This is a genomic window from Aeromonas sp. XH (assembly GCF_033348475.1).
GTDB classification, from domain to species: Bacteria; Pseudomonadota; Gammaproteobacteria; order Enterobacterales; family Aeromonadaceae; genus Aeromonas; species Aeromonas sanarellii.
This window is the reverse complement of record NZ_CP137630.1, coordinates 1,956,509-1,982,014: the sequence shown is the minus strand read 5'-3', so window position 1 is coordinate 1,982,014 and position 25,506 is coordinate 1,956,509. Positions and strand designations below refer to the sequence as shown.

Below are 25,506 nucleotides of genomic sequence, written 5' to 3'. Positions count from 1 at the left end.
GTATTAGCTGTAACTTATTGAATAGCAGAAACAAGTGGTGGCCCTACCAGCCACATCCCGGCACTCGAGTCCCCCGCCTTGGCTGCTACCTTCCGGTCCTGACCAGGTCGACGGGTTATCAATGCGAGAGGACCAATAGGACCACCGGCGAGGAGAATAGGCAAACTGGCCTGCCAATGCAATGGCTTTCTGCCCTGGGCCTGACCGTTCGCCTGCTTTTTCGGCAATTTTCCAATAAATCAGCTAAATAGCATAAATTTCGCCCCCACCACCAGCATCAGCAGGGCGAACGCCTGCTTGAGCCGCCTGGGGGAGAGGCGATGGGCCAGTTTGGCGCCGAGCCTGGCAAACTGGGTGCTGGTGAGCACTATGCCGAGCAGCGCCGGCAGGTAGACGAATCCGACGCTCCACTCGGGCAGATCGGTGCGGCCCCAGCCCGCATAGAGGTAGCTGAGGCTGCCCGCCACGGCGATGGGGATGCTGCAGGCGGCAGAGGCCGCCACGGCGTTGCGCATGGGCACCGAGTTCCAGCTGAGGTAGGGCACCGTCATGGAGCCGCCACCGATGCCGAACAGGGCGGAGAGCCAGCCGATGACGGTACCCGCGATGCCGGTCCCGACGGGGCCGGGCAGATGGCGCTCCGCCTTGGGCCTGAGGTTGAGCCCCATCTGCAGCGCCATGGTCCAGGCGAAGCAGCCGATGATGATGTTGAGGGTGCTGGCGCTCAGCAGGTTGGCGGTCATGCCACCGAGCCAGGCACCGATCAGCATCCCGGCGCCGAGTCTGCGGATCATCACCCAGTCCACCGCACCGGCCTCCTGGTGCGCCCGCAGGGAGCTAATGCCGGTGAAGATCATGGTGGGCAGGGAGGTGCCAAGCGCGAGGTGGGTGATGATCTCGGGGGAGACCCCCTGTGCGTGAAAACTCAGGACCAGCACGGGGACGATGATGAGCCCGCCACCGATGCCGAACAGCCCAGCCAGCATGCCCGCAAAGGCCCCCAATACCAGATACCCCACAAACAGCATAAAAATTCCTTCACCGAGTGAATGGCGGTCAAGTTGACCATTAATTCGCATAAAAAAAGAGATGGCGCCAGGCCATCTCTTTATTGTGCCGATTAATGCAGGGGAATGGTACCGTCCATCACCTTGTAGAAGGCCAGCACGGCGCAACCGAGCAGGGCCGCCGTCATCCCCTGCTCCAGCCGGTTGAGGCTGCGCAGGCCATGGTGCTGGCGCGCCTTCCAGTAGATGAAGATGCCCGGGCTGTAGAGCAGCGCCACCAACAAGAGGTACTCCACCCCGGCGGCATAGACCAGCCAGCAACCGTAGACGGTGGCTACCAGGGCCAGCAGCAGGTCACGCTTGCGCTGGTGAGGCTGGTGCTCGTAGGTCTGCCCCGAGAGCGCCAGCTTGAGGCCGTAGGCACCGGAGAAGACGTAGGGCACCAGGGCCGCCGAGGTGGCGATGTTCACCAGCGCCAGATAGGTGCTGCTCTGGAAGTAGATGATGATGAGGAAGATCTGCACCAGGCAGGTGGAGCACCAGAGCGACACCTGGGGCGAGCCGTTCTTGTTCTCCCTGGCGAACCAGGCCGGGAAGACACCGGTCTTGCCGGCGATGTAGGGCACTTCCGCCGCCAGCACTGTCCAGCTCAGCAGGGCCCCCATCACCGAGATCACCAGGCCGATGTTGATGAGCCAGGCGCCCCAGGGGCCGACCACGGCCTCCAGGATCATGGCGGTGGAGGGGTTCTTGAGCGCCGCCAGCTGCGGCTGGTTCATGACCCCGAGGGAGAACAGGGTCACCATGACGTAGAGCGCCAGGGCGCCAAGCAGGGCCAGCACGGTGGCACGGCCCACGTCCTTGCGATGGCGGGCCCGGGCGGAGACCACCACGGCCCCCTCGATGCCGATGAAGACCCAGAGCGTCACCTTCATGGTGGACTTCACCTGATCCATCACGGAGCCGAGCTCGGGACTCCCCTGCCCCCAGAGATCCAGGGTGAAGGTCTCCATGTTGAAGGCGAGCAGGATGGCGACGCAGAAGACGATGAGGGGCACCATCTTGGCGATGGTGGTGACTATGTTCACCAGGGCCGCCACCTGGATGCCGCGCAGCACCAGGGCATGCACCGACCAGATGAGCAGGGAGGCGAGCGTGATGGCGACCGGGGTGTTGCCGTCACCGAAGATGACCTTGTCCGGCGTGTCGAAGAAGTAGCTCAGGGCACTGAACACCACGATGGCATAGGAGACGTTGGCCAGCAGCTGGCAGAGCCAGTAGCCCCAGGCCGCGTTGAAACCGACGAAATCGCCGAACCCCGCCTTGGCGTAGCTGAAGATGCCGCCATCGAGATCCGGACGACGCATGGAGAGGTTCTGGTACACCAGGGCGAGGCAGATCATGCCGATCCCCGTGATCGCCCATCCCAGGGCGACGGCCCCGGCGCTGGCGTGCGCCGCGATGTTTTGTGGCAGACTGAAGACCCCGGCGCCGACCATGGAGCCGATCACCAGCGAAATGAGGGCGCCCAGCCCTAGTTTCTTGTCCATCTCAAACCTGTTTTCTTAGGCGGCGGCTGAGCATCCGTATTCATACAGCGCGCGACATGGGAGGGGCGAAAAATCCATACCCCGTGAAAAAGGCGGCAACTATATTGCATGACTATTCCGACCGCAATCCCTCCTGCCGTCAATCATGAGCCACCTTGACCGCGCGCAATTTTACAGCACTGACCCGGGGGGCCTGTGAGCTGGTTCAAATTAAGAGAGACCCGTTGATCTTTCACGTTTTTTCATGATGTCACCCGGTGTTTTCGGGACCAGACCTGCATGGCTATGCATCCCCCGGGATCGCCTGCCGGGCGCGCCGGCGCGCCCATGAAAACGCCCCGGGAGTCGGGGCGTGGAGTCAAGGGGAAGTGGGGCTAGAGCCTCAGCCCGCCATCTATCTCGATCATCCGCCCCGACAGATAGTCGTTGGCGAGGATGAACTGCACCGTCTGGGCCAGCTGGGCCGCTTCCCCCAGGTGCCCCACCGGGATGGCCTGCTGCATCCGGGCCATGGCTTCGGGTTTCATGGCCGCCGTCATGTCGGTGGCAAAGACCCCGGGGGCTATGCCCATCACCCGGATGCCGTGGCGGGCCAGCTCCCGCCCCCAGGTCACCACCAGCGAGGCCACCCCCGCCTTGCTGGCGGCATAGTTGCTCTGGCCGATGTTGCCGGCGCGAGCGATGGAGGAGATGTTGATGATGACGCCCTGCCCCCCTCGCGCCATCAGCGCCGCCCCCTCCCGGCCACACAGGAAGGTGCCGGTGAGGTTGACGTCGATGACCGCCTGCCACTGGGCCAGGCTCATCTTCTCCACCAGCTCCCCCTCCTTCACCTTGATGAGCATGCCGTCGCGCAGGATGCCGGCGCAGTTCACGAGGCCGTGCAGGGCACCGAACTGCTCGTCGATGGCGGCGAAGGCCGCCTCCACCTCCGGCTCGCTCGCCACATTGCAGACGAAGAGGGCGCAGCGGCCGTCACGGCTGTGCACCTCGGCCTCGGTCACCTCCAGGTCGGCGCGGTTGACATCCATGAGCGCAAGCACGGCCCCCTGCTCTGCCAGGCTCAGGGCGATGGCGCGACCCAGGCCCCTTCCGGCCCCGGTGATGGCGATGACTTTCTGTTTGATATCCATAAATGCTCCTGGTGAGATGGCCGGTGACTGTCGAGTCAAAGACTATCGGGTAAAAAGGTAGATAGCGGCCCTTAACCCGGCTCTGTCTTGTCCCGATAGAGCTCGAGGATGCTGGAGAAATCCTTGTTCTCCTGCCCCTGACTCGCGTGCAGGTTGAAGAGGTTTCGGGCCAGGGCCCCCATGGGCACGGCGCTGTGGGCATGCTCGGCGAGCGCCATGGCGAGCCCCAGATCTTTCACCATCAGCCGGGTCATAAAGCCCCCTGCATACCCACGGGACGCCGGGGTGTTTTCCATCACCCCGGGCCAGGGGTTGTAGCGTTCCAGGCTCCAGTTGTTGCCCGAGCTCTTGCCCATGATGGTGGAGAGCACGGCGGGATCCAGCCCCTCTTTGACCCCGAGCGCCAGCGCCTCCGCGGTGCCCGCCATGTGGATGGCGAGCAGCATGTTGTTGCACATCTTGGCGATCTGGCCCGCCCCGAGCGCCCCGGCGTGGAACAGGTTCTGCCCCATGCAGGCGAGCACGGATCTGGCCGCCTCAAAATCGGCCTGTTCACCGCCGACGATAAAGGTCAAAGTGCCCGCCGTGGCGCCCGCCACGCCCCCCGAGACGGGGGCATCGATAAAGCGGATGCCGCGCGAGGTCGCCACTTCCCCCACCCGGCGGGCCGAGGCCACGTCTATGGTGGAGCAGTCGATCACCAGGGCCCCCGCAGGCAGGGCCGCCAGCAGGTCCTGACCCCCCCGCTCACCGGCACTCTCGCCGAGCCAGAGCCCGCGCACGTGCTCGCCGGCCGGCAGCATGCTGATCACCACCTCGCAGCCGCTCACCGCCTCGCGGGCATCCCCGGCGGCGATGCAGCCGGCCTCGATCGCCCTGGCGAGGCTCTCCGGCACCAGATCGAAGACCTGCACGGCGTGTCCCGCCCGGGCCAGGTTGGCGGCCATGGGCCCCCCCATGTTGCCGAGCCCGATAAATCCCATCCTTGTCATGGTGTGCTCCTTGTGTGTGATCCCGCATCAGCAGCCGGGGCGCAGAGGGTTGTCCCCTTGTGGCCAGCGATAGAATTCGTCGAGCCACCCGGTGCCGGGCTGCAGCGTCTGCCAACGGGGGGACTTGTCCTTGTCGATGAGCAGGGCCCGCACCCCTTCCACGAAATCCCCCCTGAGCACGCAGTTGACCGAGAGCGCCAGTTCGTCGGCAAACACCTCGGCCAGGGACTGGCGGCGCGCCTGCCAGTACTGGCGCCAGAGGATGGCGCGGCTGATGGGGCTGCCGCTCTGGCAGATCTCCCTTGCCTGGGCCAGGCCGGCCTCTGCATCCTCGAAGCTGGCCTTAAACAACCGGGCCAACACCCCTTCCAGGCTGCGGCCCGCCAGCAGGCCATCGATGCGAACCTGATGGGGCAGGATCACCGGCGCAGGCAGCCGCGCCGTCACCTCCCTGTGCAGCCCCCTGAACAGTCGATCCAACTGCTCGCGGGGATCCTGGCATTCATCCGCACAGGAAGACCAGTCGAGGGCGGCCAGGCGGGGCAGCAGCTCGGCGCGCTCAGGGCTCGCCATGGCGTGATCCGCAAGCCCGAGGCCGATGGCATCCGCCCCGTTGAAGCGGGCGCCGGTGAGGCCGAGCCAGAGCCCGAGCCGACCCGGCATCCGGCTCAGGAACCAGCTGGCCCCCACGTCCGGGTAGAGGCCTATGGTCACCTCCGGCATGGCGAACAGGCTCCGCTCGGTTACGATCCGGAACGCGGCGCCGGCAAAGAGGCCGATGCCTCCCCCCATGCAGATGCCGTCCGCCACGCAGATGAGCGGCTTGGTGTAGCGGTGGATATGGTGATCGAGCCGGTATTCCTGCTCGAAGAAGTCGCGGGCATAGCCAAACAGTTCCGACTCGCTCGCCTCCTGCTTGCGGTAATAAAAGGAGCGGATGTCGCCACCGGCGCAGAACGCCTTCTCCCCCGTCCCCTGCAACAGCACGCAGACGATGGACGAGTCCTGCTCCCAGGCGGTGAGCGCCTCCTGCAGGATCTGGATCATCGGCAGGCTCAGGGCATTGAGGGAGGCGGGGCTGTCCAGGGTCAGCACGCCCAGCTTGTGGCCATCGGCGGTGGGACAGGTTTCTACGCGTACGGGTCTATTCATTCGTCGCTCCATCGGGCTTGTCATATCGCCAGCGCGGGGCGCGCTTCTCGAGGAAGGCCGCCACCCCCTCGCGCTGGTTGGGATCCGCAAACAACTCGAGGAAGAGGCTGCGCTCGCGCGGCAGGGCCGCGTCTCTATGGGTGCTGCGGCCCTGGTTGATAAGCGTCTTGCAGGCGCGCAGGGCGCTCGGGCTCTGGCGCTCAACCAATTGCGCCATCTGCTGCGCCGCCGTCCAGGCGTGTCCCTGGGTCACGACCTCCTCCACCAGCCCCATCTCGTAGGCCAGGGTGGCGCTCACCTTCTCGCCGCACAGGATCATCCGCTTGGCCCAGCCCGGCCCCACCAGCTCGGTGAGTCGCTGGGTGCCGCCGGCGCAGGGCAAGAGCCCCACCGAGGCCTCCGGCAAGCCCAGCTTGGCCTGCTGCTCGGCGATGCGGATGTCGCAGGCCAGCGCCACCTCCAGCCCGCCCCCCATGGCGTAGCCGTTGATGGCGGCGATGCTGACCCCATGGAAACGGGCCAGGGCCTCGAAGGCGCGGCCGAACGCCTCGGCCACCTCGCGGGCGTGCTCCAGGTTGCCGTCGGCGAACATCTTGAGATCGGCGCCGGCGCAGAAGAACTTCTCCCCGGCGCCGCGGATCACCAGGGCCACCACGTCGGGGCGGCTGTCGAGCTCCACCATCATCTGCAGGAAGGCCTGCAGGCTGGCGAGGGTCCAGGTGTTGGCGGGCGGGTGATCGAGGGTGATGTAGGCCACGTGACCGTGGTATTCGAGCCTGATCCTTGTCATTGCATCGTCCTTGTCATGGAAACCTGCCCATGATGGCAGGGTTGAATGGCGCCGACTCTCGGCTGGCTCACACAGCCAGACGGCGAATGGGGCTGACAACGGGCCTCGCCGCTACTGGCCAGGGGGGCCCCAAAGAGCCCCATCACTCCAGCGACAGGCCGGGGTCGGCCAGCAGACGGCGGGCGATGATGAGCCGCATCACCTCGTTCGTCCCCTCCAGGATGCGGTGCACCCGGGTGTCGCGCAGGTAGCGCTCCAGGGGGTACTCGCGGATATAACCATAGCCGCCAAAGAGTTGCAGGGCGTCGTCGCAGATGCGGTGGCCCACGTCGGTGGCAAAGCGCTTGGCCATGGCGCACCAGGCGCTCTTGTCCGGGCTGCCTCCGTCGAGCTTGGCGGCGGCCTGGCGCACCAGCAGGCGGGCGGCGGCGAGCTCGGTGGCCATGTCGGCGAGGCGGAACTGCACGCTCTGGAATTCGCTGATCGGACGCCCAAATTGCTGGCGCTGGCGCACATGGGCCAGGGCGTCGTCCAGCGCCTGCTGGGCGGTGCCGAGGGAACAGCTCGCGATATTGATGCGCCCGCCATCGAGCGCCTGCATGGCGAACCTGAAGCCTTCCCCCTCCTCCCCCAGCCGGTAGCGGGCGGGGATGCGCACGGCGCTGAAATTCACCTCCCGGGTCGGCTGGCTGTTCCAGCCCATCTTCTCCTCCGCCTTGCCATAGCTCACCCCGGGCGTATCGGCGGGCACCATAAAGGCAGAAATCCCCTTGGCTCCCTCGCCGCCGGTGCGGGCCATCACCACCAGCACCTGGGTGCTGCCGGCCCCGGAGATAAACACCTTGCTGCCGTCGATGAGGTAGTCATCGCCGTCCCGCACGGCGCGAGTCTTGAGGGCCGCCGCATCCGACCCGGCCCCCGGCTCGGTGAGGCAGTAGGAGCCGAGCAGCTCGCCGCTGGCGAGCCTCGGCACCCACTCCTCGGCCACCTCAGGAGGCAGCCAGCTGCCCAGCATCCAGCTCACCATGTTGTGGATGGTGAGATAGGCCGTGGTGGAGGTGCAGCCCATGGCGAGGCGTTCGAAGATCAGGCTGGCATCGAGGCGGCTCAGGCCCAGGCCGTCGTATTGTTCCGGGGTGTAGAGGCCGCACAGCCCCAGCGCCGCCGCCTGCTTGATGGTGGGGATGGGGAACTCGTGCTCCCTGTCCCAGCGCGCGGCGTGGGGTTTGAGCGCCAGATCGGCGAAGGCGCCGGCCGACTCGACACAGGCTCGTTGGGATTCGGTCAGGGTAAAATCCATCTTGTTCGCTTCCTCGTTATCTCAATCGTTCGGGCCACTCAAGGCAGGTGGCCGGTCGTGGCTGTCCCGGCGGGAGTGCCTTAGGCCCATCCCTCAACGCAAATGGATGGTCATATTGGGCCCGCCCGGTATGTCCTCGTCGAACCAGCGCTCCGTCACCGTCTTGGTCTCGGTGTAGAAACGCACCGCCTGCTTGCCATAGGCGTGCAGATCCCCGTAGAAGGAGCCGCGCCAGCCGGTGAAGGAGAAGAACGGCAGCGGCACCGGGATCGGCACGTTGATCCCCACCTGGCCCACCGCCACCTCGTGGCGAAACTTGCGGGCCGCGGCGCCGCAGCCGGTGAAGAGGGAGGTGCCGTTGCCGTAGGGGTTGGCGTTGATGAGGGCAAGCGCCTCGTCCAGGCTCTCCACCTCGAGGCAGACCAGCACGGGCCCGAAGATCTCCTCTTTATAGATGCGCATCTCGGGCGTCACGCCGCGAAACAGGGTGGGCCCCACCCAGTTGCCCACAGGGTAGCCGGGCACGTCGCAGAAGCGGCCGTCCAGCAGGCACTCGGCCCCCTCGGCGATCCCCGCCTCGATAAGACCTTCCACCCTGACTTTGGCCTCGGGGCTGATAAGGGGACCGTAGGCCGCCTCTGGATCGTGCCAGACGCCGGGTTTCACCCTGGCAAACTCGGCGGCGAGCTCGGGGATCCACTCCCTGGCGCTCCCCACGAACACCGCCACGCTGATGGCCATGCAGCGCTGGCCGGCGGCGCCCACCCCGGCCCCCACCAGGTTGCCGAGCACCTGCCCCTTGTTGGCATCCGGCATGATCACCATGTGGTTCTTGGCGCCGACGAAGCACTGGGCCCGCTTGAGCTGCGACGTGGCGGTGCGATAGACGTGGGCGCCCACCCGGGCCGACCCCACGAAGCTCACCGCCTTGACGTCGGGATGGGCCAGCAGCGCATCCACCTGCTCGGCGCCGCCGTGCACCACCGACAGAATGCCCGCTGGCGCCCCTGCCTCGGCGAACAGCTGTGCCAGGCGCATGGGGGTGAGCGGGTCCTGCTCCGAGGGCTTGAGCACGAAGCCATTGCCGCAGGCCACCGCCAGCGGGAACATCCAGAGCGGGATCATGGCCGGGAAATTGAACGGCGTGATGCCCACGCACACCCCGAGCGGCTGCACCCAGGAGTGGCCGTCCACCCGGCGTGCCACGTTGCCCATGGTCTCCCCCAGGGTCTGGCTCGCGATGGCACAGGCCTGCTCCACCACCTCGATACCGCGCCACACATCCCCCTTGGCGTCCGCCAGATTCTTGCCCGTCTCCCGGGCCAGCAGGGTCGCCAGCTCGTCGTGATGCACCTTCAAGAGATGCTGGTAGTTGAACATCACCCGGGCCCGCTCCGAGGCCGGCACCTCCCGCCACTGCAGGTAGGCGTCGTGGGCGGTGCGCACCGCGAGTGCGATCTCTCCTTGGGTGGCTTTCGGTACCCGCGCCAGCAGGCTCTGATCCGCCGGGTTGGTCACCTCGATCCACTGCTCGCTCGCCGACGGGTAGGCCTCGCCGCCGATATGGAGCGGCAGATCCCCGTACTGGGTATGGTGTTGGCTCATGCCGCCCCCTCCTCTGGTTGACAGGAAATAGCGGCTCGCGACGGACCCGCCTCCCCCATGCACATGCTGTTCATCCTGTTCGCTCCTTGCGTTTGCCCACCCGAAGGGATCCCCTTGCAGTCGGCAGGCAACGAATTTACCTTAGACTAACAACTCATTTACGTTTACGCTAACGTAAACTTAATTCATGAATGGACTGACCAGTGCCAACGGTGCCAACCCGCCTGGGTGAGCCCACCGCACTCGGTCCCACAGAACGGAACCCCAGGAAAAGGAGAGCACGGATGCATGCCCTGATGGACGACACCCTCCAGGCCCTGACCGAACAGGTCGAGGCCTTCTGCCAGAAAATCATCGCGCCGCGCGCCGAGGAGATAGACAGGAGCAACGCCTTCCCCCGGGATCTCTGGCCGCAGATGGGTGAGCTGGGGCTGCACGGCATCACGGTGGCAGAGGCCTATGACGGGGTGGACCTGGGTTACCTCGCCCATGTGCTGGTCATGGAGCAGGTGAGCCGCGCCAGCGCCTCGGTCGGTCTCTCCTACGGCGCCCACTCCAACCTCTGCATCAACCAGATCCACCGTCACGGCACCCCTGATCAGAAGGCCCGCTACCTACCTGATCTGGTCAGCGGTAAACACGTGGGGGCGCTGGCCATGAGCGAGCCGGGGGCCGGCTCCGACGTGGTCGCCATGCGCCTGAGCGCAGAAGAGAGGGGCGATCACTTCCTGCTGAGCGGCAACAAGATGTGGATCACCAACGGGCCCGATGCGGACACCTTCGTCATCTATGCCAAGACGGATCCCGCCGCCGGTCCCAGGGGCATTTCCGCCTTCATCGTGGAGAAAGGGACGCCGGGCTTTACCACGGCCCAGAAGCTCGACAAGCTCGGCATGCGCGGCTCCAGCACCTGCGAGCTGGTGTTCGAGGCGTGCAAGGTGCCCAAGGAGAATCTCCTCGGCCCCCTGCACGGCGGCGTCCGGGTGCTGATGAGCGGCCTCGACTACGAGCGGGTGGTGCTGGCGGCCGGGCCGCTCGGCATCATGCAGGCCTGCATGGACGTGGTGCTGCCCTATGTGCGCGAGCGCAAGCAGTTCGGTCAGGCTATCGGCGAGTTCCAGCTGGTGCAGGGCAAGCTCGCCGACATGTATACCCGTCTCGCCAGCAGCCGGGCCCTGGTCTATTCGGTGGCCTCGGCCTGCGACAAGGGGCATACCAGCCGCAAGGATTGCGCCGCCGCCATCCTGTTTGCCGCCGAAAACGCCACTCAGATGGCCCTGGACGCCATCCAGTTGCTGGGGGGCAACGGCTATATCAACGACTATCCCACAGGCCGGCTGCTGCGGGACGCCAAGCTGTACGAGATCGGCGCCGGCACCTCGGAGATCCGCCGCTGGCTCATCGGCCGCGAACTGATGGGGGAACACGCATGAAGCATGTCGCCCCGTCCACCACCATCGGCAACGACGCTCCCAGGGGAGAAGGCAGATGAGCCGCATCCACTCCCGTCTCGACACGGCCAGCCCCGACTACCTCGCCAACAGATCCGCCATGCAGGGGCTGATCGAGGATCTCCATGCCCGGCTGGAGGAGATAGCCCAGGGGGGCGGCGCCGCCAACAACGCCCGCCACCAGGCCCGGGGCAAGCTGCTCCCCAGGGAGCGCATCGACCGGTTGCTGGACCCGGGCTCCCCCTTCCTCGAGCTCTCGGCCCTGGCCGCCTGGCAGGTCTATGACGAGCCGGTGCCCGCCGCTGGCATCCTCACCGGCATAGGCCGGGTCTCTGGCCGGCTCTGCATGCTGGTGGTGAACGACGCCACCGTGAAGGGCGGCACCTACTACCCCCTCACAGTGAAGAAGCATCTGCGCGCCCAGGCCATCGCCGAGCGGCTGCGCCTCCCCTGCCTCTATCTGGTGGATTCCGGTGGCGCCTTCCTGCCCATGCAGGACGAGGTGTTCCCCGATCGGGACCACTTCGGCCGCATCTTCTACAACCAGGCGCGCATGTCGGCCAAGGGCATCCCCCAGCTCGCGGTGGTGATGGGACTCTGTACCGCCGGTGGCGCCTATGTGCCCGCCATGGCGGACGAGTCCATCATGGTCAAGGACCAGGCCACCATCTTCCTGGCGGGCCCGCCGCTGGTGAAGGCCGCCACCGGCGAGGAGATCAGCGCCGAGGCCCTGGGCGGCGCCCTGGTGCACTGCGCCCACTCCGGGGTGGCGGATCACCTGGCGCAAGACGATGCCCATGCCCTGGCGATTGCCCGCACCCTGGTGAGCAACCTGGGGGCCAACAATCCGGGAGAGTCACCCGCCCAATCCAGCGCCGCCCATGACGAACCGCTCTACCCCATCGAGGAGCTCTATGGCCTGGTGGGCACCAGTCTCAAGCGCCCCTATGACGCCCGGGAGCTGATCGCCCGTCTGGTGGATGGCTCTGAACTCGACGAATTCAAGGCGCTGTTCGGCACCACCCTCGTCACCGGCTTTGCCCGGATCCAAGGCATGCAAGTGGGGATCCTCGCCAACAACGGGGTGCTGCACAGCGACAGCGCCCAGAAGGGCGCCCACTTCATCCAGCTCTGCAATAAACGCGCGATTCCCCTGCTGTTCCTGCAGAACATCACCGGCTTTATGGTGGGCAGCCAGGCGGAACAAGAGGGCATCGCCAAGCACGGCGCCAAGCTGGTCACCGCCGTGGCCTGCAGCCGGGTACCCAAGATCACCCTGATCGTCGGCGGCAGCTTCGGCGCCGGCAACTACGGCATGTGCGGGCGCGCCTATGAACCCGATTTTCTCTTCAGCTGGCCCAACAGCCGCATCTCGGTGATGGGGGGCGAGCAGGCGGCCGGCGTGCTGGTGCAGGTGCGCCGTGACAGGCTGGCCGCCGAGGGCAAGGCCTTGAGCGAGCAGGAGGCAGGCGCCATCCGCGCCCCCGTGATAGCGCAGTATGAGCAGCAGGGTCACCCCTATTACGCCAGCGCCAGGCTGTGGGACGACGGCGTCATCGATCCGGCCCAGAGCCGCACCGTGCTGGCCCTGGCGCTGGCCACCTGCCAGGGGGCCCTGTCAGACTCAACAACCAGCCCCGAGCAGTACGGCATCTTCCGGATGTAAGGAGTTCGACATGTCTGACCCTATCTGCAATGACCCCCTGGCAGGTTTTCGGCTGGAGCGCCATGGCCCCCTGATCGAGCTGGTGCTCGCGCGCCCCGAACGCCACAACGCCCTCGACGCCGACCTGATGCAGGGGCTGCTCGAGTGCCTGGGGGATCTGGCCCACTGCCACGGCCAGCCCCTGGCCGAACGCCCCCATGTGCTGCTGCTGCGGGCCGAGGGCCCCCACTTCTGTGCCGGCGCCGATCTCAACTGGATGCGCAAGATGGCCGGAGGGGATGCCTCCCCCGGCGCCTTCGACCGGAACCGGGAAGACGCCAGGGTGCTGGCACACCTGATGCAGGCTCTGGATGAGCTCCCCTTCCCCACCCTGGCCCTGGTTCAGGGCGCCGCCTACGGCGGGGCCTTGGGACTTATCTGCGCCTGCGACATCGTGCTGGCCAGCGAGGATGCCCGCTTCTGCCTCTCGGAGGTGAGCCTTGGCCTGGTCCCCGCGGTGATCAGCCCCTATGTGGTGCGCGCCATGGGCATGCGCCAGGCCCGCCGCTACATGCTGAGCGCCGAACCCTTCGATGCCATCACCGCCTGCCGGCTCAATGTGGCGCACCGACTCAGCAAACCGGCCCAGTTGCTGGCCGAAGGGCGCCTGCTGGCCCTGCGCCTGTGTCGCAACGGTCCAGAGGCGATGAAGGAGACCAAGCGGCTGCTGGCCGCCATCGAGGATCACCCCGGCCGTCAACACGAAGAGAAAACCGTCGAGACCATCGCCCGGGTGCGGGTTGGACTCGAGGCCCAGGAGGGGATCCAGGCCTTCTTCGACAAGCGCCCCCCCACCTGGCGCCCCCGTTTCAAGGACGAAGCATGACCCAATACCATCCCATCAAGCGCCTGCTTATCGCCAACCGAGGCGAAATCGCCGTGCGCATCATCAAGACCGCCAGGCGCCTTGGCATTCACACCATCGCCCTCTATTCGGACGCGGACGCCAACGCCATGCACGTGCGGGAAGCGGACGAGGCCTGGCACCTGGGGCCAGCCCCCGCACGGGAGAGCTACCTCGATGCCGGCAAGGTGCTCTCCATCGCCAGGGAGACGGGCGCCGACGCCGTGCACCCGGGCTACGGCTTCTTGTCGGAGAACAGCGACTTCGCCACCGCCTGCGAACAACGCGGCCTGCGTTTTGTCGGCCCAAGCGGCGCCGCCATCCTCGCCATGGGGGACAAGTCCGGCGCCAAGGCGCTGATGGAGGCGGCCGGCGTGCCCGTGCTGCCCGGCTATCACGGTGCGGATCAACGACCGGCAGTCTTGCGTGATCAGGCGACCCTGGTGGGCTTTCCGCTCCTGATCAAGGCCGCCAGTGGCGGCGGCGGCAAGGGGATGCGCCGGGTCGATCAGCTGGGCGAGTTCGACGCCGCCCTGGCGGCGGTCAGGCGCGAGGCCCTAGCGGCCTTTGGCGACGACAGGGTGCTGCTGGAGCGCTACCTGCCCCGCGCCCGCCACGTGGAGGTGCAGGTCTTCGCCGATACCCTCGGCAACGCCCTCTACCTGGGGGACAGGGACTGCTCCCTGCAGCGCCGCCACCAGAAGGTGATCGAGGAGGCCCCCGCCCCCGACATCCCACCACCCCTGCGCCGCGCCATGGGCGAGGCGGCCGTGGCCGCCGCCCGGGCCATCGACTATCGGGGAGCTGGTACCATCGAGTTCCTGCTGTGCAAGGATGAGTTCTTCTTCATGGAGATGAACACCCGGCTGCAGGTGGAGCACCCGGTCACCGAGGCCGTCACCGGCCAGGATCTGGTGGCCTGGCAGCTGGCGGTGGCCGAAGGCAGGCCGCTGCCCCTGACCCAGGAGGAGATAGTGCTGCGCGGCCACGCGGTGGAGGCGCGCCTCTACGCCGAGGACGTCGCCGCCGGCTTCCTGCCCGCCAGCGGCCCCATCCAGTGGCTCAATTGGCCCAAAGGGGTACGCATCGATACCGGAGTGGCCGCCGGTGATGCGGTGAGCCCCTATTACGACCCCATGATCGCCAAGCTCGTCGCCCACGGCGATGACAGGGCCCAGGCCTTCGCCAGGCTGGCGGACGCCCTGGCGGCACTGGCACTGGGCCCCCTGGTGCACAATGGCCCGCTCCTGCTGCGCCTGTGCGAGGATCCCGAGGTGCTGCAGATGGGCCACCACACCCAGTGGCCCATCCCCACCGCCCCCCTGACCATCCCGGCGCTCGCCTGGCCCCTGGCCACCCTCTGGCTCGCCAGTCGCCCCGGTCCCTCCCCCTGGCAGCAGGCCCCCGGCTTTCGACTGGGGCAGGCCGGCAGCCTGACGGCGGCGGTGCGCATCGGCGACGAGGCCAGGGTGCTGACCCTGCGCGCCCTGCCCGGCCGCATCGAGTGGCAGGGGGAGAGCATCCACTATGCCCTCGGTCAGGATCACATCCGCCTGCGACGAGGCGATGGCTGGCTACGCTGCCCCGTCACCGAGCTGGCCGACGGGGCCTTCGTGCTGCAGCTGGATGGCCGGCGCCTGCGCGTTGACGAAGACGATCAGCAGCACAGGCCGCACCATGATCACGACCACCCCAGGGGCGCCGTTGCCCCCATGCACGGCATCATAGTGGCGATCCTGGTCGAGGCCGGGCAGGCCGTCACCCGGGGCCAGCCCCTGCTGGTGCTGGAAGCCATGAAGATGGAGCACGTCCTGAAAGCGGACAAGGACGGGGTTGTCGCCGCCCTGCCCTGTCGCCAGGGGGATCAGGTGAGCCAGGGCACCCTGCTGGTGCACTTCGCCACCGATCATGACGAGACAGACGAGCAGGGAGAGGCGCCATGAACAAGGAGATCCGCGCTCCCGTCGATCGGGTCAGCCTGGTGGAGATGGGGCCGAGGGACGGCCTGCAAAACGAGGCTCGCATGCTGTCGCTGGCCCAGCGGCAGGTCTTCGTCGAACGCCTCGTGGCATGTGGCCTGCAGCGCATCGAGGTGGGGGCCTTCGTCTCCCCGAAACGGGTGCCCCAGATGGCGGACTCCGCCGCCCTGCTCGAGGCGTTGCCGCGCAAGGGCGCCACCCGTTACGGCGCCCTGGTGCCCAACCTGCAGGGCCTGCAGGGGGCCATCCAGGCCAGGGTCGACGAGATCGGCCTCTTCACCGCCTGCTCGGACGGCTTTACCCGGGCCAACATCGGCATCGGCGTGGAGGAGTCCCTGGTGCGTTTCGCCCCTCTGGTGGCGGAGGCACGCCGCCTCGGCATCAAGGTGAGAGGCTATCTTTCCACCGTCATCGCCTGCCCCTATGAGGGACCGACCAAGCCCAAGCGGGTCGCCGCCCTGGCCGAGCGCCTGCTGGATCTCGGCTGTCACGAGATCTCCCTTGGCGACACCATAGGCGTCGGGACCCCGGGCACCGTCGTCCCCATGCTGGACGCCGTGCTGCACGAGGTGCCGGCCGGGCGCCTCGCGGTGCACTTCCACGACACCTATGGCCAGGGGCTGGCCAACCTGCTGCCGGCGCTCGAGCGCGGCATCCGCACCATAGACTGCTCGGTGGCCGGGCTAGGTGGCTGCCCTTATGCACCCGGCGCCTCGGGCAACGTCGCCTCGGAGGAGGTGGTCTATCTGCTGCACGGCCTTGGCATGCACACCGGGGTGAACCTGGAGGCGCTGGCGGCCACCGGCCAGTGGGTGAGCGAGCAGCTCGGTCGCCCCAACGGCTCCCGGGTCGGCCAGGCCCTGCACGCCAGGGCCCGCCACCCTGCTGCTGAGACAACGCAAGGAGATCACCATGCCGGATAACGTCATGAGGACCGGCGGCTTCGGCGGCAAGGAGAGAACCTACAGCATCTCGGAGCTCGCCCAGGAGTTCGACATCACCCCGCGCACCATCCGCTACTACGAGGACGAGGGGCTGATCACCCCGGCCCGGGAGGGGCAGACCCGCATCTACAGCCACAAGGACAGGATCCGCCTCAAGCTCACCCTGCGGGGCAAGCGGCTGGGGTTCAGCCTCGCGGAGATCCGCGAGCTGTTCGACATGTACGACACCGACCGCTCGAGCCGGATGCAGCTGCACTCCATGATCCAGCTCATCGAGGCGAGGCGCCACTCCCTGCGCCAGCAACTGGAAGACATCCAGATGGTGATGGCCGAGCTCGATGCCGCCGAGCAGCGCTGCATCCACTCCCTCGATGGCTTGAAAACCGACGCGGATTGACCGAATCTGGGGGCATATCGCCCCCGGAGTCCCCCATGCCACAGATGCGCCCCAGGTACAGGCCGACAGCCCCGGCAGGAGTGGCTCTGTGCCCCTTGCTCAACATGGTGCTCAACATTTGTGCCATCCCGGTCAGAGTACGGCGCAACCCATGAACCCCTGCCATGATCCCCTCTCGATTACTTGCTACCATATGCGCATCAAATGGAGACCATCATGCTCAAGCCCCTCCCTGCTCGTCTGTTGCGCTATGCCTTCTATCTCTGCGCCGGTCTGCTCGTCTGCCTCACCCTGCTGCTCTGGCAAGCCCCCAGCCTGATCCAGCGTCACCTGCCCGGCTGGCTCGCCACCCACTACGGTCTGCACCTCACCCTGGGAGAAATAAAGGTAGGGCTGCGCTCACCCTCCCTCACCCTGGGCCCCAGCGCCCTGCTCGATGAGCAACAAAAGACCCTGGTGTCGTTCGACGAGCTGAAGGTCATTCCCGCCCTGAAAGAGAGCTGGCGGCAAAGGGCACTGGTACTGGAGGAGGTCACCCTGACCGCCCCCAGGGCAGATCTGGTGCGCCTGGACGATCTCAAGGGGGAGGTGCGCTTCAACCTGACCGAGGCCCTGGCCTCCCTGCTCACGCCTTCGCAGGTGCAGACGCCGCCATCCGCCACCGAGCCCCTGCCGGTACGCATCGGCAAGCTGTCGGTTGAACAGGGTCGGCTCAGCTACCGGGACAGCCGCAAGCAGAGCAGTCCGGGCTGGGTGCCCCCCCTCGCCCTTGCCGACCTCGGTCTGCAGGTGCCCGGTTTCTCCAGCGCCGCGGGCGCCCTCACCCCCTATCGACTCAGGGCCACCCTCAACGAGAGGAGCCCCCTCAAGGCCGAAGGCGAGCTCGACCTCCTGACCGGCGCCGGCAAGGGCCGACTCAGCCTAGGCAAGGTGGCGATCGCCCCCTTTGCCCCGCTCTGGGCGCCCTACGTCAGGGCCAGACTGACCAAGGGAGAGGCCAGCGCCGAGCTGGACTATCGCCTCGCCCCGGGCAAGCAGGCGCTGGGGTGGCAGCTCTCCAAGGGCAGGCTGACCCTCGATGACTGGCAGCTCAAGCAGGAGAAGGGCGGCGAGTTTGCCCGCTTCAAGCAACTGGCGCTGACCGGGATCCGGGTCGATGGCAACAAGCACTCCCTCGCCGTCGATGCCGTCACCCTCAAGAGCCCGGCGGTCAACGCGGTGCTCGACGACAAGCAGCAGCTGGATCTCGCTGGCCTCATCATTCCCCAGCCGGCCCCCAAGACGGTCAAGCCACCGGCCAAGCCAGCCGCCCCCTGGCGCTGGGCCCTCAAGCAGACCCGCATCGACCAGGGCCGGCTCAAGCTCACCGAGTCCAGCAGCGGCAAGCCCCTGCTGCGGGAGCTCTCCGGCCTCACGCTGGCCCTGGGCCCCCTCGGCAGCCAGCCAGGCCAGGGCAGCCCCCTCACCCTCGGCACCACTTTCGACAACCACACGACGCTGGACTTTGACGGCACCCTGGGGCTGGCCCCCTTCACCCTGGACGGCACCCTCAAGCAGCAGGGGCTGCCGCTCACCCTGGCACAACCCTACCTGCAGGATCTGCTGCGCATCAGCGTGCGGGAAGGCGAGCTCGCCAGCCGCATCAAGCTGGCGCTGGCCACCGATGACAAGGGGGCACTGAGCAAGCTGGAGGTCAGCGGCGGGCTCGACATCGCCGGGCTCAACGTGCTGGATCGGGCCGACAACCAGCGCCTGCTGCAGATAGACAAGCTGCTGCTGAGCGGCCTGCACTACGACGGCCTCAGCCAGCGGGTGACGATTGCCGACATCCTGCTGAGCAAGCCCTTCGCCCGCATCGAGATCAGCGAAGAGGGGATCACCAACGTGCAGCAGTTGCTGCTGCCGCAACCGGCCGGCCAGGAGAGCGCCCCAGCCCCACGCATCCTCATCGATCAGGTGCGCACCGAGCAGGGCAACCTGCGCTTCGCCGATCGCAGCCTGAGCCCGGAGTTCGTGGTGGACATCGCCTCCCTCGAGGGTCAGAGCCGCCACATCAGCAACACGCCGGGACAGCGCTCCGAGCTCACCTTCCACGGCAAGGTGGACAGGTACGCCCCCGTCACCATCCGGGGGGGCGCCAACCTGCTCATCGCCGATCCCGTGCTCGACGTAGCCGTGGCCTTCAACAACCTGGAGCTCACCACCTTCACCCCCTACTCCAGCACCTATGCGGGCTACGCCATCGACAAGGGCCAGCTCTCCATGAGGCTCAACTACAAGCTGCAGGGCAACCGGCTGGAGGGGGACAACGACATCACCATCAAGAAGCTGCAACTCGGGGAGAAGGTGAAGAGCGAGCAGGCCAGGGATCTGCCCCTGGGCCTCGCCATCGCGTTGCTGAGCGATGCCAGCGGCGTCATCAAGATGAACCTCAAGGTGAAGGGCAACCTGGATCAGCCGGATTTCAGCCTGGGCAACATCTTCTGGGACGTGCTCGGCAACACCCTCGGCAAGGCCATCACCTCCCCCTTCTCCCTGCTGGCCTCCCTGACGGGCGGCACCCAGGATCTCGACGAACTCCCCTTCCTGCCCGGCGATCCCGCCCTGACCCCGACCCAGCAGACCAAGCTCGCCACCCTGGCCAAGGCCCTGAAAGACAGGCCCAGGCTCAGCATGAACATCCGCGGCAAGGTCAACTTCAACGATGAGCGGCCCATACTGCAGCGCCAGAAGCTCGAGCGGGCGCTGGCCAAGATCACCGGCAGCCCGGTGGACCTGACGCAGCTGGAGCAGGATCCCGCCATGCAGTCGGCACTGGCCCAGGCCTATGAGGCCAAGTTCAACGAAGACCTCGGGGATCTGGCCGACAGGTTGCAGCTCGAGGAAGGGAGCGAGGCCCTGCACGCCCGGGCGGTGCTCCTGCTGCGGGATCAGCAGTTCATCACCGCCAAGTCCCTGCGCAACCTCGCCATGCGCCGCGCCCAGAACACCAAGGAGTATCTGGTGGACACCCAGGGCATAGCGCCGGAGCGCCTCTTCGTGCTCGACAGCCAGGTGAAGGAGACGGACAAGGAGGCCAAGGTCGTGCTGACCCTGGACGACTGACCCAAAAAGGGGAGCCACAGTGGCTCCCCTTTTTGTGGTCGGGCACGTTAGCCTTGGTTACGCCCCGCCCGTTCGCCGCTTGGCGCCACTCCCTTTCTTTACTGGCGGCCACGCCCCTTCCCCACAGCCGCTGTTCAGCCTTTCCCCTCCCTTAACCCCCTCGCAAGGGTTTTCCCGTCCGCCTCCGAGTGGCCGACAGAAAAGGGCATGCCGGCTGTCTGGGAGTCGAGGTGAGAGAAATGGTGGTAAACATCTCTTGTCTGATGGCATATCAGATGTTTTTTTGTACCAAACCCTGCTTGCACCCAAGTCCCGCAGCACCCGTTCGCTGCCAGCGGGGTCACTGCCCCATTCGTTACCCAGTTTCATTTTCGACGTCAAAAACACAAAAATGCAACGAAGAAAACGTTATTCATTCACGTGTTGCCTACCTGAATCGCACGAATGGTTGGCTGCGTAAAATTTCGTGTCATTTTTTTACCGTTTCAGCCCTTCCCCCCCTTGCCCGGGACCAAGAGCCTGCCTAAAATCGCGCGTCTTTTATCAACCCCCACCTCTATTGTTGGAGAACACCACGTGAGCGAAAAATTGGCCAACCCTGCCCCTCTGGGTCTGATGGGTTTCGGTATGACCACCATTCTGCTGAACATCCATAACGCAGGTTTCTTCCCCATCAGCGCCATGATCCTGGCCATGGGCCTGTGCTATGGCGGTCTGGCCCAGATCATCGCCGGCATCATGGAGTTCAAGCGTGGCAACACCTTCGGCGTCACCGCCTTCATCTCCTACGGTACCTTCTGGTGGAGCCTGGTGTTCCTGCTGGTGATGCCGACCATGGGTCTGGCCGAAGCCACTCCCCACGCCTACATGGGCTGGTACCTGCTGATGTGGGGCATGTTCACCCTGTTCATGCTGATCGGCACCGTCAACTTCCCGCGCGTGAAGCAGTTCGTGTTCGCCTCCCTGACCGTGCTGTTCTTCCTGCTGGCCGCCCGTGACTTCACCGGCAGCACCCTGATCGGCACCATCGCCGGTTTCGAAGGCATCATCTGCGGTGCCAGCGCCATCTACCTGGCCATGGCTACCGTGCTGAACGAGCAGTTCGGCCGTACCGTGCTGCCCATCGGCGATCACAAGAAGGCCGCCGCCGTCCAGCTGAAAGCCGCGGCCTAAGTCTGCCGCTGTCATTGCTGTCACGAAAAAGGCACCCCGCGGGGTGCCTTTTCGTTTTTGCGGGTTTGGCCATGCCAGGGGATCTCCCAACTAGCCGCGAGGCTCAGCCTCCCCCGCCAGCAGCCGGGTGGCCGGGAAGCGCGTGGCAGGCTCCTGGCCGTAGAAACGGCAGAACTGCTCATACACCGCCGGATAGACGTCGCGCAGGCGCAGCGGCTCGGTGAAGAAGCTTTCGCTGCACACCGCGAAGAACTCGGCGGGGTGCGAAGCCGCATAGGGATCGATCTCGGTCACCTCCCCCCTGGCCAGCTGGTCGTTCATCTCGTCGAATGCGCTTTGCAGCGCCCGGGTCCATTGGCGCGGATCCATGCCGCCCGGCAGCGGCGGCGCTCCGTCCGCCGCCCCCCCCAGCATGTCGAGCTTGTGGGCGAGCTCGTGGATCACCAGGTTGAAGCCATCCCAGTCCCCGTCCTGCTGCAGCTCGCTCCAGGCCAGCACCAGGGGGCCCTGGGGCCAGGATTCACCGGCGTTCTCCTCTTCAACCTCGCTCACCAGACCGAACTCGTCCTGCACCTCCTGCCGGCGGGTGACGGGCTCCGGGATGATGATCACCTCGTGAAAACCGCGATACCACTCCAACCCCAGGTGCAGGATGGGCAGCACCGCCTGCAGGGCCAGCACACCCTGCTGCCGGGGGCTCAGCTCGACCCCTATCTGGGTGAGCGTCTTGCGCGCAAGGAAGTGGCGCGCCAATTCAATCAGAGTCTGCTCCTCCTCGCCGGAGAAGCCCTGCAGGATGGGCACGGCCGCCAGGGCCTGCCGCCACTCCAGCTCCCCCGGGAGCGCACGCTCGATGGGGGAGGCACGCCCAAACACCTCTTTCAACCTGGACCAGAACACAGGGACTCCTCTTGCCAATCAGACAGCTTTCACGAAGCGCCTCGGGCGCTCGCAATAGCCTTGCGCCAGATAGAAACGGTGTGCCCCCTCGCGCTTGAGGCTGCTGGAGAGCTCCATCTGGCAGCACCCCAGATCACGGGCCCGCCGTTCGGCCGCCGCCAGCAGCCGGGCACCGATACCGCCTCCCCTTGCACCCTCATCGACAACCAGCGCCGAGATCAGGCCCCAGGCTGGTGCAAGGTGCACGGGGTGCAGGCGGTGCCACACCAGCACACCCACCATGCCACCCCGGTGACATGCCACCAGCACCTCCCGGGCCGGATCGGGCTCGGCCAGGCGCGCGGCCACCTCGCCATCAGGGTTCGGGTAGCCCAGCTGGGCAAACAGTCCCGACAACGCGGCCCCATCCCCCCGTTCGGCAGGGCGAATGGTGCACTCCTGTTCCGTCATTGCCACTCATGGCCTCCTATTTGCATTATGCCCCTTGGCCCCAGACATGAAAAAGGTGTAGATGATGGGTAAGTACCGAATCTTGTCCAGTTCCATTCATCGTTTGTTAATGTCAATTCACAAATTAACAAAGTGACAACACATTTCACTAGGAAGGGCCTGTACAAACCGATATGTTAAATCCCGCGGACCAAGCAGTGGAAAGTCCTGCCCAATGCTGAGTGACCCCCTTGGTCACCGTCTATTTCAATGTTAAGGGAGCGAGGCACAGACCTCGCCAAGACAGCGCAACAAAGGAGTTGTTGTACATGAATGAGATCGTCAATGCCATCAATGGCGTGATTTGGAGCCCAGCGCTCATCTATCTGTGCCTGGGGGTAGGCCTCTACTTCTCCCTGCGCAGCCGCTTTTTGCAACTGCGCCACATCAAGGAGATGATTCGCCTGATGTTCGATGGCAAGAGCACGGATGCGGGGGTCTCCTCCTTCCAGGCCCTGGCCATGACCCTGGCCGGTCGCGTCGGTACCGGCAACATCGCCGGTGTCGCCACCGCCATCACCTTCGGCGGTCCGGGTGCCCTGTTCTGGATGTGGATGGTCGCCTTCCTCGGTGCCAGCTCCGCCTTCGTGGAGTCCACCCTGGGCCAGGTCTACAAGGAGAAGATCAACGGTGAATACCGCGGCGGCCCGGCCTTCTACATCGAGAAGGGGCTCGGCATGAAGTGGTACGCCTGGACCTTCGCCATCGCCACCATCTTCGCCTGCGGCGTGCTGCTGCCGGGCGTACAGGCGAACTCCATCGGCTCCAGCCTGCAGACCGCCTTTTCCATCGATCCCAACGTGACCGCCGCCGGTCTCGCCCTGCTGCTCGGCTTCATCATCTTCGGCGGCGTCAAGCGCATCGCCAACTTCGCCAGCACAGTGGTGCCCTTCATGGCGCTCGGCTACATCATCGTCGCCTGCGTCATCATCGCCCTGAACATCGGCCAGCTGCCGGGCGTGATCCTGCTGATCTGGAAGAGCGCCTTCGGGATGGAAGCCGGCTTCGGTGCCATTCTGGGCCTGGCCATCATGTGGGGCGTCAAGCGCGGCGTCTACTCCAACGAAGCCGCCCAGGGCACGGGTCCGCACGCCTCCTCCGCCGCCGCGGTGAGCCACCCGGCCAAGCAGGGTCTGGTGCAGGCGTTCTCCGTCTACATCGACACCCTGTTCGTCTGCTCCGCCACCGGCTTCATGCTGCTCATCACCGGCCTGTACAACGTGCAGGGTCCGGACGGTGCCGCCCTCTACACCGGCATCGCCGGCGTGGCCGCCGGCCCGGGCTATGTGCAGACCGCCATGGAGAGCATGATGCCGGGCTTTGGCAACTACTTCGTCGCCATCGCGCTGTTCTTCTTCGCGTTCACCACCATAGTGGCCTACTACTACATCGCCGAGACCAACATCGCCTACATCAACCGCAAGATCAACCGCCCCTGGCTCACCTTCCTGCTGAAGCTGGCCCTGATGGCCTCCACCGTCTACGGCACCGTCAAGACCGCCGAGCTGGCCTGGGGTCTGGGTGACATCGGGGTCGGTCTGATGGCCTGGCTCAACATCGGCGCCATCCTGCTGCTGCAAAAGCCCGCCTTCGCCTGCCTGAAGGACTACGAGGCCCAGAAGGCCCTGGGGCTGGATCCCGTGTTCCATCCGGAGAAACTCGGCATCAAGAACGCCGACTACTGGACCGGCCGCCGCTCGGAGCAGAACCTGGAGCAGGAGCAATCCGGCCACCCGTTCGAGCCGGATCGCGAACCCACCTGATCCTGTGATCCGCAAGCAGATAAAAATGGCAGCCTCGGCTGCCATTTTTATTTCTTTAATTTCAATAGCTTGCATTTAAATCAAGGGGTTAAGTGCCACACAAGGGGACACTTTGGGACGTGAAAAGACACCAAAGTTGGCAAAATGTGGACACTTTTTTCTGTCCGTTCACGGGGAAGTTCAGGCTGGTTGAAGATGGTTTTCCAGCGGGTTGAAGCGGACCGCATCATTAAGATAATCCGGTGCAAAGTGGGCATAAGTCATCGTCTGATGAATGTTATGATGCCCCAGAATTTTTTGCAGTGCCAGGATATTTCCTCCCGCCATCATGAAGTGAGAAGCGAACGTATGGCGCAGCACATGAACCGCCTGCCCTGCTGGCAGATCTGGTGCAACTTGCTTGATCACGTCACGCACCAGCAGATAGTCAACGTCTTTGAATAACAGGCCACGATGAATACCTTGGGTGATCTCCTTCGCCAGGGCGGCAGAGATAGGTACTGTCCGGTTCTTGCCGTTCTTGGTGTTGATGTAGGTCACCCGGCTGGCAATTACATCATCCCGTCGCAGCCCTGTCGCCTCGCTCCAGCGGGCACCGGTGGCCAAACACAACTTGACCACTTTCAGGTTATCACCAGTCAGCGCGGCCAGCAGGCGACCAATTTCCTCATGGGTGAGATACCCCATAGCGCGGTCTACCTGTTTGACCTTTTTCAGGCCCTTGAGTGGATGTTCATTGTGATAGTGCCCCAATGCAATCAGCACGGAAAAGACACCGCTAAGCCTATCCTGCTCCCAGTTGAGCGTACTGGGCTGGCAACCGGCTTGCAGACGTTGAGCCCGATACTCAGCAAACAACAGACGGTTTATTTGCCGGGCCTGAGGATAGCCCAATGCAGCATCCAATTTGCGCAGTCGGGTAATGGCATTTACCCCCGACTTCAGCGTCTGGCCATGGTAACGCCACCAAAGCTCGATAAGCTCGGAGAGCGTCCGGTTATCTGCTGGCCGCTCCACCCACTCTTTGTTGTGTTCGGTGGCGATCACCCAGCGCTCGAACTGCAGGGCCTCGGACTTGGTTTTGAAGCGCTTGCGGATACGCTTGCCTTCCCTCCCCTGCGGGCGGATATCGACCAGGTAACCATCAGGCGTGGACTTGATGCTCATCGGCTCTCCTTATACTGGTAGGCCCCCCCATCCCCTCGGCCCACACATCGAGACCACATC

The 25,506-nt window shown here is 65.5% G+C and carries 20 protein-coding genes and 1 other RNA gene; 9 read left to right on the top strand and 12 right to left on the bottom strand.

All coding sequences use genetic code 11. From position 1 onward, the window contains the following. Positions 1–41 precede the first annotated feature (41 nt). The 9 genes from ffs to R2B70_RS09225 form a co-directional block, all read right to left on the bottom strand. Positions 42–138: signal recognition particle sRNA small type (gene ffs / locus R2B70_RS09265), an RNA gene on the bottom strand. 101 nt (positions 139–239) lie between these two features. Beyond that, positions 240–1,028, bottom strand: coding sequence for a sulfite exporter TauE/SafE family protein (locus tag R2B70_RS09260; protein ID WP_042078254.1), 789 nt, complete (start codon positions 1,026–1,028; stop codon positions 240–242). Between the two features lie 92 nt (positions 1,029–1,120). Continuing rightward, positions 1,121–2,557, bottom strand: coding sequence for an arginine-ornithine antiporter (gene arcD / locus R2B70_RS09255; protein WP_042078253.1), 1,437 nt, complete (start codon positions 2,555–2,557; stop codon positions 1,121–1,123). Between the two features lie 374 nt (positions 2,558–2,931). Beyond that, on the bottom strand, positions 2,932–3,690 hold the full coding sequence (locus tag R2B70_RS09250) for an SDR family oxidoreductase (RefSeq protein WP_318163226.1): 759 nt from the start codon (positions 3,688–3,690) through the stop codon (positions 2,932–2,934). Positions 3,691–3,761: 71 nt separating this feature from the next. Continuing rightward, positions 3,762–4,682, bottom strand: coding sequence for a 3-hydroxyisobutyrate dehydrogenase (gene mmsB, locus R2B70_RS09245; protein ID WP_318163225.1), 921 nt, complete (start codon positions 4,680–4,682; stop codon positions 3,762–3,764). 27 nt (positions 4,683–4,709) lie between these two features. Next, the gene (locus R2B70_RS09240; RefSeq protein WP_318163224.1) at positions 4,710–5,834 is read right to left on the bottom strand and encodes an enoyl-CoA hydratase/isomerase family protein; all 1,125 of its coding nucleotides are present in this window, start codon (positions 5,832–5,834) and stop codon (positions 4,710–4,712) included. Next, positions 5,827–6,624, bottom strand: coding sequence for an enoyl-CoA hydratase (locus tag R2B70_RS09235; RefSeq protein ID WP_042078249.1), 798 nt, complete (start codon positions 6,622–6,624; stop codon positions 5,827–5,829). Before R2B70_RS09235 ends, R2B70_RS09240 begins: the two co-directional genes overlap by 8 nt. A 142-nt stretch (positions 6,625–6,766) precedes the next feature. Beyond that, positions 6,767–7,924, bottom strand: coding sequence for an acyl-CoA dehydrogenase family protein (locus tag R2B70_RS09230; RefSeq protein ID WP_318163223.1), 1,158 nt, complete (start codon positions 7,922–7,924; stop codon positions 6,767–6,769). A 93-nt stretch (positions 7,925–8,017) separates the two neighbouring features. Beyond that, on the bottom strand, positions 8,018–9,529 hold the full coding sequence (locus R2B70_RS09225) for a CoA-acylating methylmalonate-semialdehyde dehydrogenase (RefSeq protein WP_318163222.1): 1,512 nt from the start codon (positions 9,527–9,529) through the stop codon (positions 8,018–8,020). Between the two features lie 284 nt (positions 9,530–9,813). Between R2B70_RS09225 and R2B70_RS09220 the strand changes: the two genes are divergently transcribed. The 8 genes from R2B70_RS09220 (at position 9,814) to R2B70_RS09185 (ending at position 21,127) form a co-directional block, all read left to right on the top strand. Beyond that, the gene (locus tag R2B70_RS09220) at positions 9,814–10,962 is read left to right on the top strand and encodes an isovaleryl-CoA dehydrogenase (RefSeq protein WP_318163221.1); all 1,149 of its coding nucleotides are present in this window, start codon (positions 9,814–9,816) and stop codon (positions 10,960–10,962) included. Positions 10,963–11,017: 55 nt separating this feature from the next. After that, complete coding sequence (locus R2B70_RS09215) at positions 11,018–12,646, top strand: carboxyl transferase domain-containing protein (RefSeq protein ID WP_318163220.1); 1,629 nt, start codon at positions 11,018–11,020, stop codon at positions 12,644–12,646. Between the two features lie 10 nt (positions 12,647–12,656). Continuing rightward, on the top strand, positions 12,657–13,511 hold the full coding sequence (locus R2B70_RS09210; protein ID WP_216990173.1) for an enoyl-CoA hydratase-related protein: 855 nt from the start codon (positions 12,657–12,659) through the stop codon (positions 13,509–13,511). Continuing rightward, on the top strand, positions 13,508–15,472 hold the full coding sequence (locus R2B70_RS09205) for an acetyl/propionyl/methylcrotonyl-CoA carboxylase subunit alpha (RefSeq protein ID WP_318163219.1): 1,965 nt from the start codon (positions 13,508–13,510) through the stop codon (positions 15,470–15,472). The genes R2B70_RS09210 and R2B70_RS09205 overlap by 4 nt, the downstream gene beginning before the upstream one ends. Further along, complete coding sequence (locus R2B70_RS09200; protein ID WP_318163218.1) at positions 15,469–16,431, top strand: hydroxymethylglutaryl-CoA lyase; 963 nt, start codon at positions 15,469–15,471, stop codon at positions 16,429–16,431. Before R2B70_RS09205 ends, R2B70_RS09200 begins: the two co-directional genes overlap by 4 nt. Next, the gene (locus R2B70_RS09195) at positions 16,421–16,849 is read left to right on the top strand and encodes a MerR family transcriptional regulator (RefSeq protein ID WP_245195859.1); all 429 of its coding nucleotides are present in this window, start codon (positions 16,421–16,423) and stop codon (positions 16,847–16,849) included. The genes R2B70_RS09200 and R2B70_RS09195 overlap by 11 nt, the downstream gene beginning before the upstream one ends. 216 nt (positions 16,850–17,065) lie before the next feature. Beyond that, on the top strand, positions 17,066–19,954 hold the full coding sequence (locus tag R2B70_RS09190; RefSeq protein WP_318163217.1) for a DUF748 domain-containing protein: 2,889 nt from the start codon (positions 17,066–17,068) through the stop codon (positions 19,952–19,954). Positions 19,955–20,530: 576 nt separating this feature from the next. Beyond that, positions 20,531–21,127 (top strand): acetate uptake transporter, encoded by a 597-nt coding sequence (locus R2B70_RS09185; protein WP_042077841.1) that lies wholly within the window; start codon positions 20,531–20,533, stop codon positions 21,125–21,127. Between the two features lie 90 nt (positions 21,128–21,217). Here the strand turns inward: R2B70_RS09185 and R2B70_RS09180 are convergent, their stop codons facing one another. Together R2B70_RS09180 and R2B70_RS09175 are read right to left on the bottom strand one after the other, a co-directional pair. Continuing rightward, positions 21,218–22,027 (bottom strand): zinc-dependent peptidase, encoded by an 810-nt coding sequence (locus R2B70_RS09180; RefSeq protein WP_042077840.1) that lies wholly within the window; start codon positions 22,025–22,027, stop codon positions 21,218–21,220. Between the two features lie 18 nt (positions 22,028–22,045). Next, positions 22,046–22,477, bottom strand: coding sequence for a GNAT family N-acetyltransferase (locus tag R2B70_RS09175; protein WP_318163216.1), 432 nt, complete (start codon positions 22,475–22,477; stop codon positions 22,046–22,048). A 308-nt stretch (positions 22,478–22,785) separates the two neighbouring features. Here R2B70_RS09175 and R2B70_RS09170 point away from each other — a divergent pair, with 308 nt between their 5' ends. Beyond that, on the top strand, positions 22,786–24,279 hold the full coding sequence (locus R2B70_RS09170) for an alanine/glycine:cation symporter family protein (RefSeq protein ID WP_318163215.1): 1,494 nt from the start codon (positions 22,786–22,788) through the stop codon (positions 24,277–24,279). A 180-nt stretch (positions 24,280–24,459) separates the two neighbouring features. Here the strand turns inward: R2B70_RS09170 and R2B70_RS09165 are convergent, their stop codons facing one another. Beyond that, positions 24,460–25,446, bottom strand: a complete 987-nt coding sequence (locus R2B70_RS09165; protein ID WP_318163214.1) for a tyrosine-type recombinase/integrase — start codon at positions 25,444–25,446, stop codon at positions 24,460–24,462. Positions 25,447–25,506: the final 60 nt, after the last annotated feature.

What these genes read in the sequence shown, in the direction of transcription:
- R2B70_RS09200 (WP_318163218.1), top strand. Translation starts at nt 15,469, where the DNA reads ATGAACAAGGAGATCCGCGCTCCCGTCGATCGGGTCAGCCTGGTGGAG.
- mmsB (WP_318163225.1), bottom strand. Translation starts at nt 4,682, where the DNA reads ATGACAAGGATGGGATTTATCGGGCTCGGCAACATGGGGGGGCCCATG.
- R2B70_RS09225 (WP_318163222.1), bottom strand. Translation starts at nt 9,529, where the DNA reads ATGAGCCAACACCATACCCAGTACGGGGATCTGCCGCTCCATATCGGC.
- R2B70_RS09240 (WP_318163224.1), bottom strand. Translation starts at nt 5,834, where the DNA reads ATGAATAGACCCGTACGCGTAGAAACCTGTCCCACCGCCGATGGCCAC.
- R2B70_RS09260 (WP_042078254.1), bottom strand. Translation starts at nt 1,028, where the DNA reads ATGCTGTTTGTGGGGTATCTGGTATTGGGGGCCTTTGCGGGCATGCTG.
- R2B70_RS09230 (WP_318163223.1), bottom strand. Translation starts at nt 7,924, where the DNA reads ATGGATTTTACCCTGACCGAATCCCAACGAGCCTGTGTCGAGTCGGCC.
- R2B70_RS09205 (WP_318163219.1), top strand. Translation starts at nt 13,508, where the DNA reads ATGACCCAATACCATCCCATCAAGCGCCTGCTTATCGCCAACCGAGGC.
- R2B70_RS09220 (WP_318163221.1), top strand. Translation starts at nt 9,814, where the DNA reads ATGCATGCCCTGATGGACGACACCCTCCAGGCCCTGACCGAACAGGTC.
- R2B70_RS09175 (WP_318163216.1), bottom strand. Translation starts at nt 22,477, where the DNA reads ATGACGGAACAGGAGTGCACCATTCGCCCTGCCGAACGGGGGGATGGG.
- R2B70_RS09170 (WP_318163215.1), top strand. Translation starts at nt 22,786, where the DNA reads ATGAATGAGATCGTCAATGCCATCAATGGCGTGATTTGGAGCCCAGCG.
- R2B70_RS09195 (WP_245195859.1), top strand. Translation starts at nt 16,421, where the DNA reads ATGCCGGATAACGTCATGAGGACCGGCGGCTTCGGCGGCAAGGAGAGA.
- R2B70_RS09165 (WP_318163214.1), bottom strand. Translation starts at nt 25,446, where the DNA reads ATGAGCATCAAGTCCACGCCTGATGGTTACCTGGTCGATATCCGCCCG.
- R2B70_RS09235 (WP_042078249.1), bottom strand. Translation starts at nt 6,624, where the DNA reads ATGACAAGGATCAGGCTCGAATACCACGGTCACGTGGCCTACATCACC.
- R2B70_RS09250 (WP_318163226.1), bottom strand. Translation starts at nt 3,690, where the DNA reads ATGGATATCAAACAGAAAGTCATCGCCATCACCGGGGCCGGAAGGGGC.
- arcD (WP_042078253.1), bottom strand. Translation starts at nt 2,557, where the DNA reads ATGGACAAGAAACTAGGGCTGGGCGCCCTCATTTCGCTGGTGATCGGC.
- R2B70_RS09215 (WP_318163220.1), top strand. Translation starts at nt 11,018, where the DNA reads ATGAGCCGCATCCACTCCCGTCTCGACACGGCCAGCCCCGACTACCTC.
- R2B70_RS09190 (WP_318163217.1), top strand. Translation starts at nt 17,066, where the DNA reads ATGCTCAAGCCCCTCCCTGCTCGTCTGTTGCGCTATGCCTTCTATCTC.
- R2B70_RS09210 (WP_216990173.1), top strand. Translation starts at nt 12,657, where the DNA reads ATGTCTGACCCTATCTGCAATGACCCCCTGGCAGGTTTTCGGCTGGAG.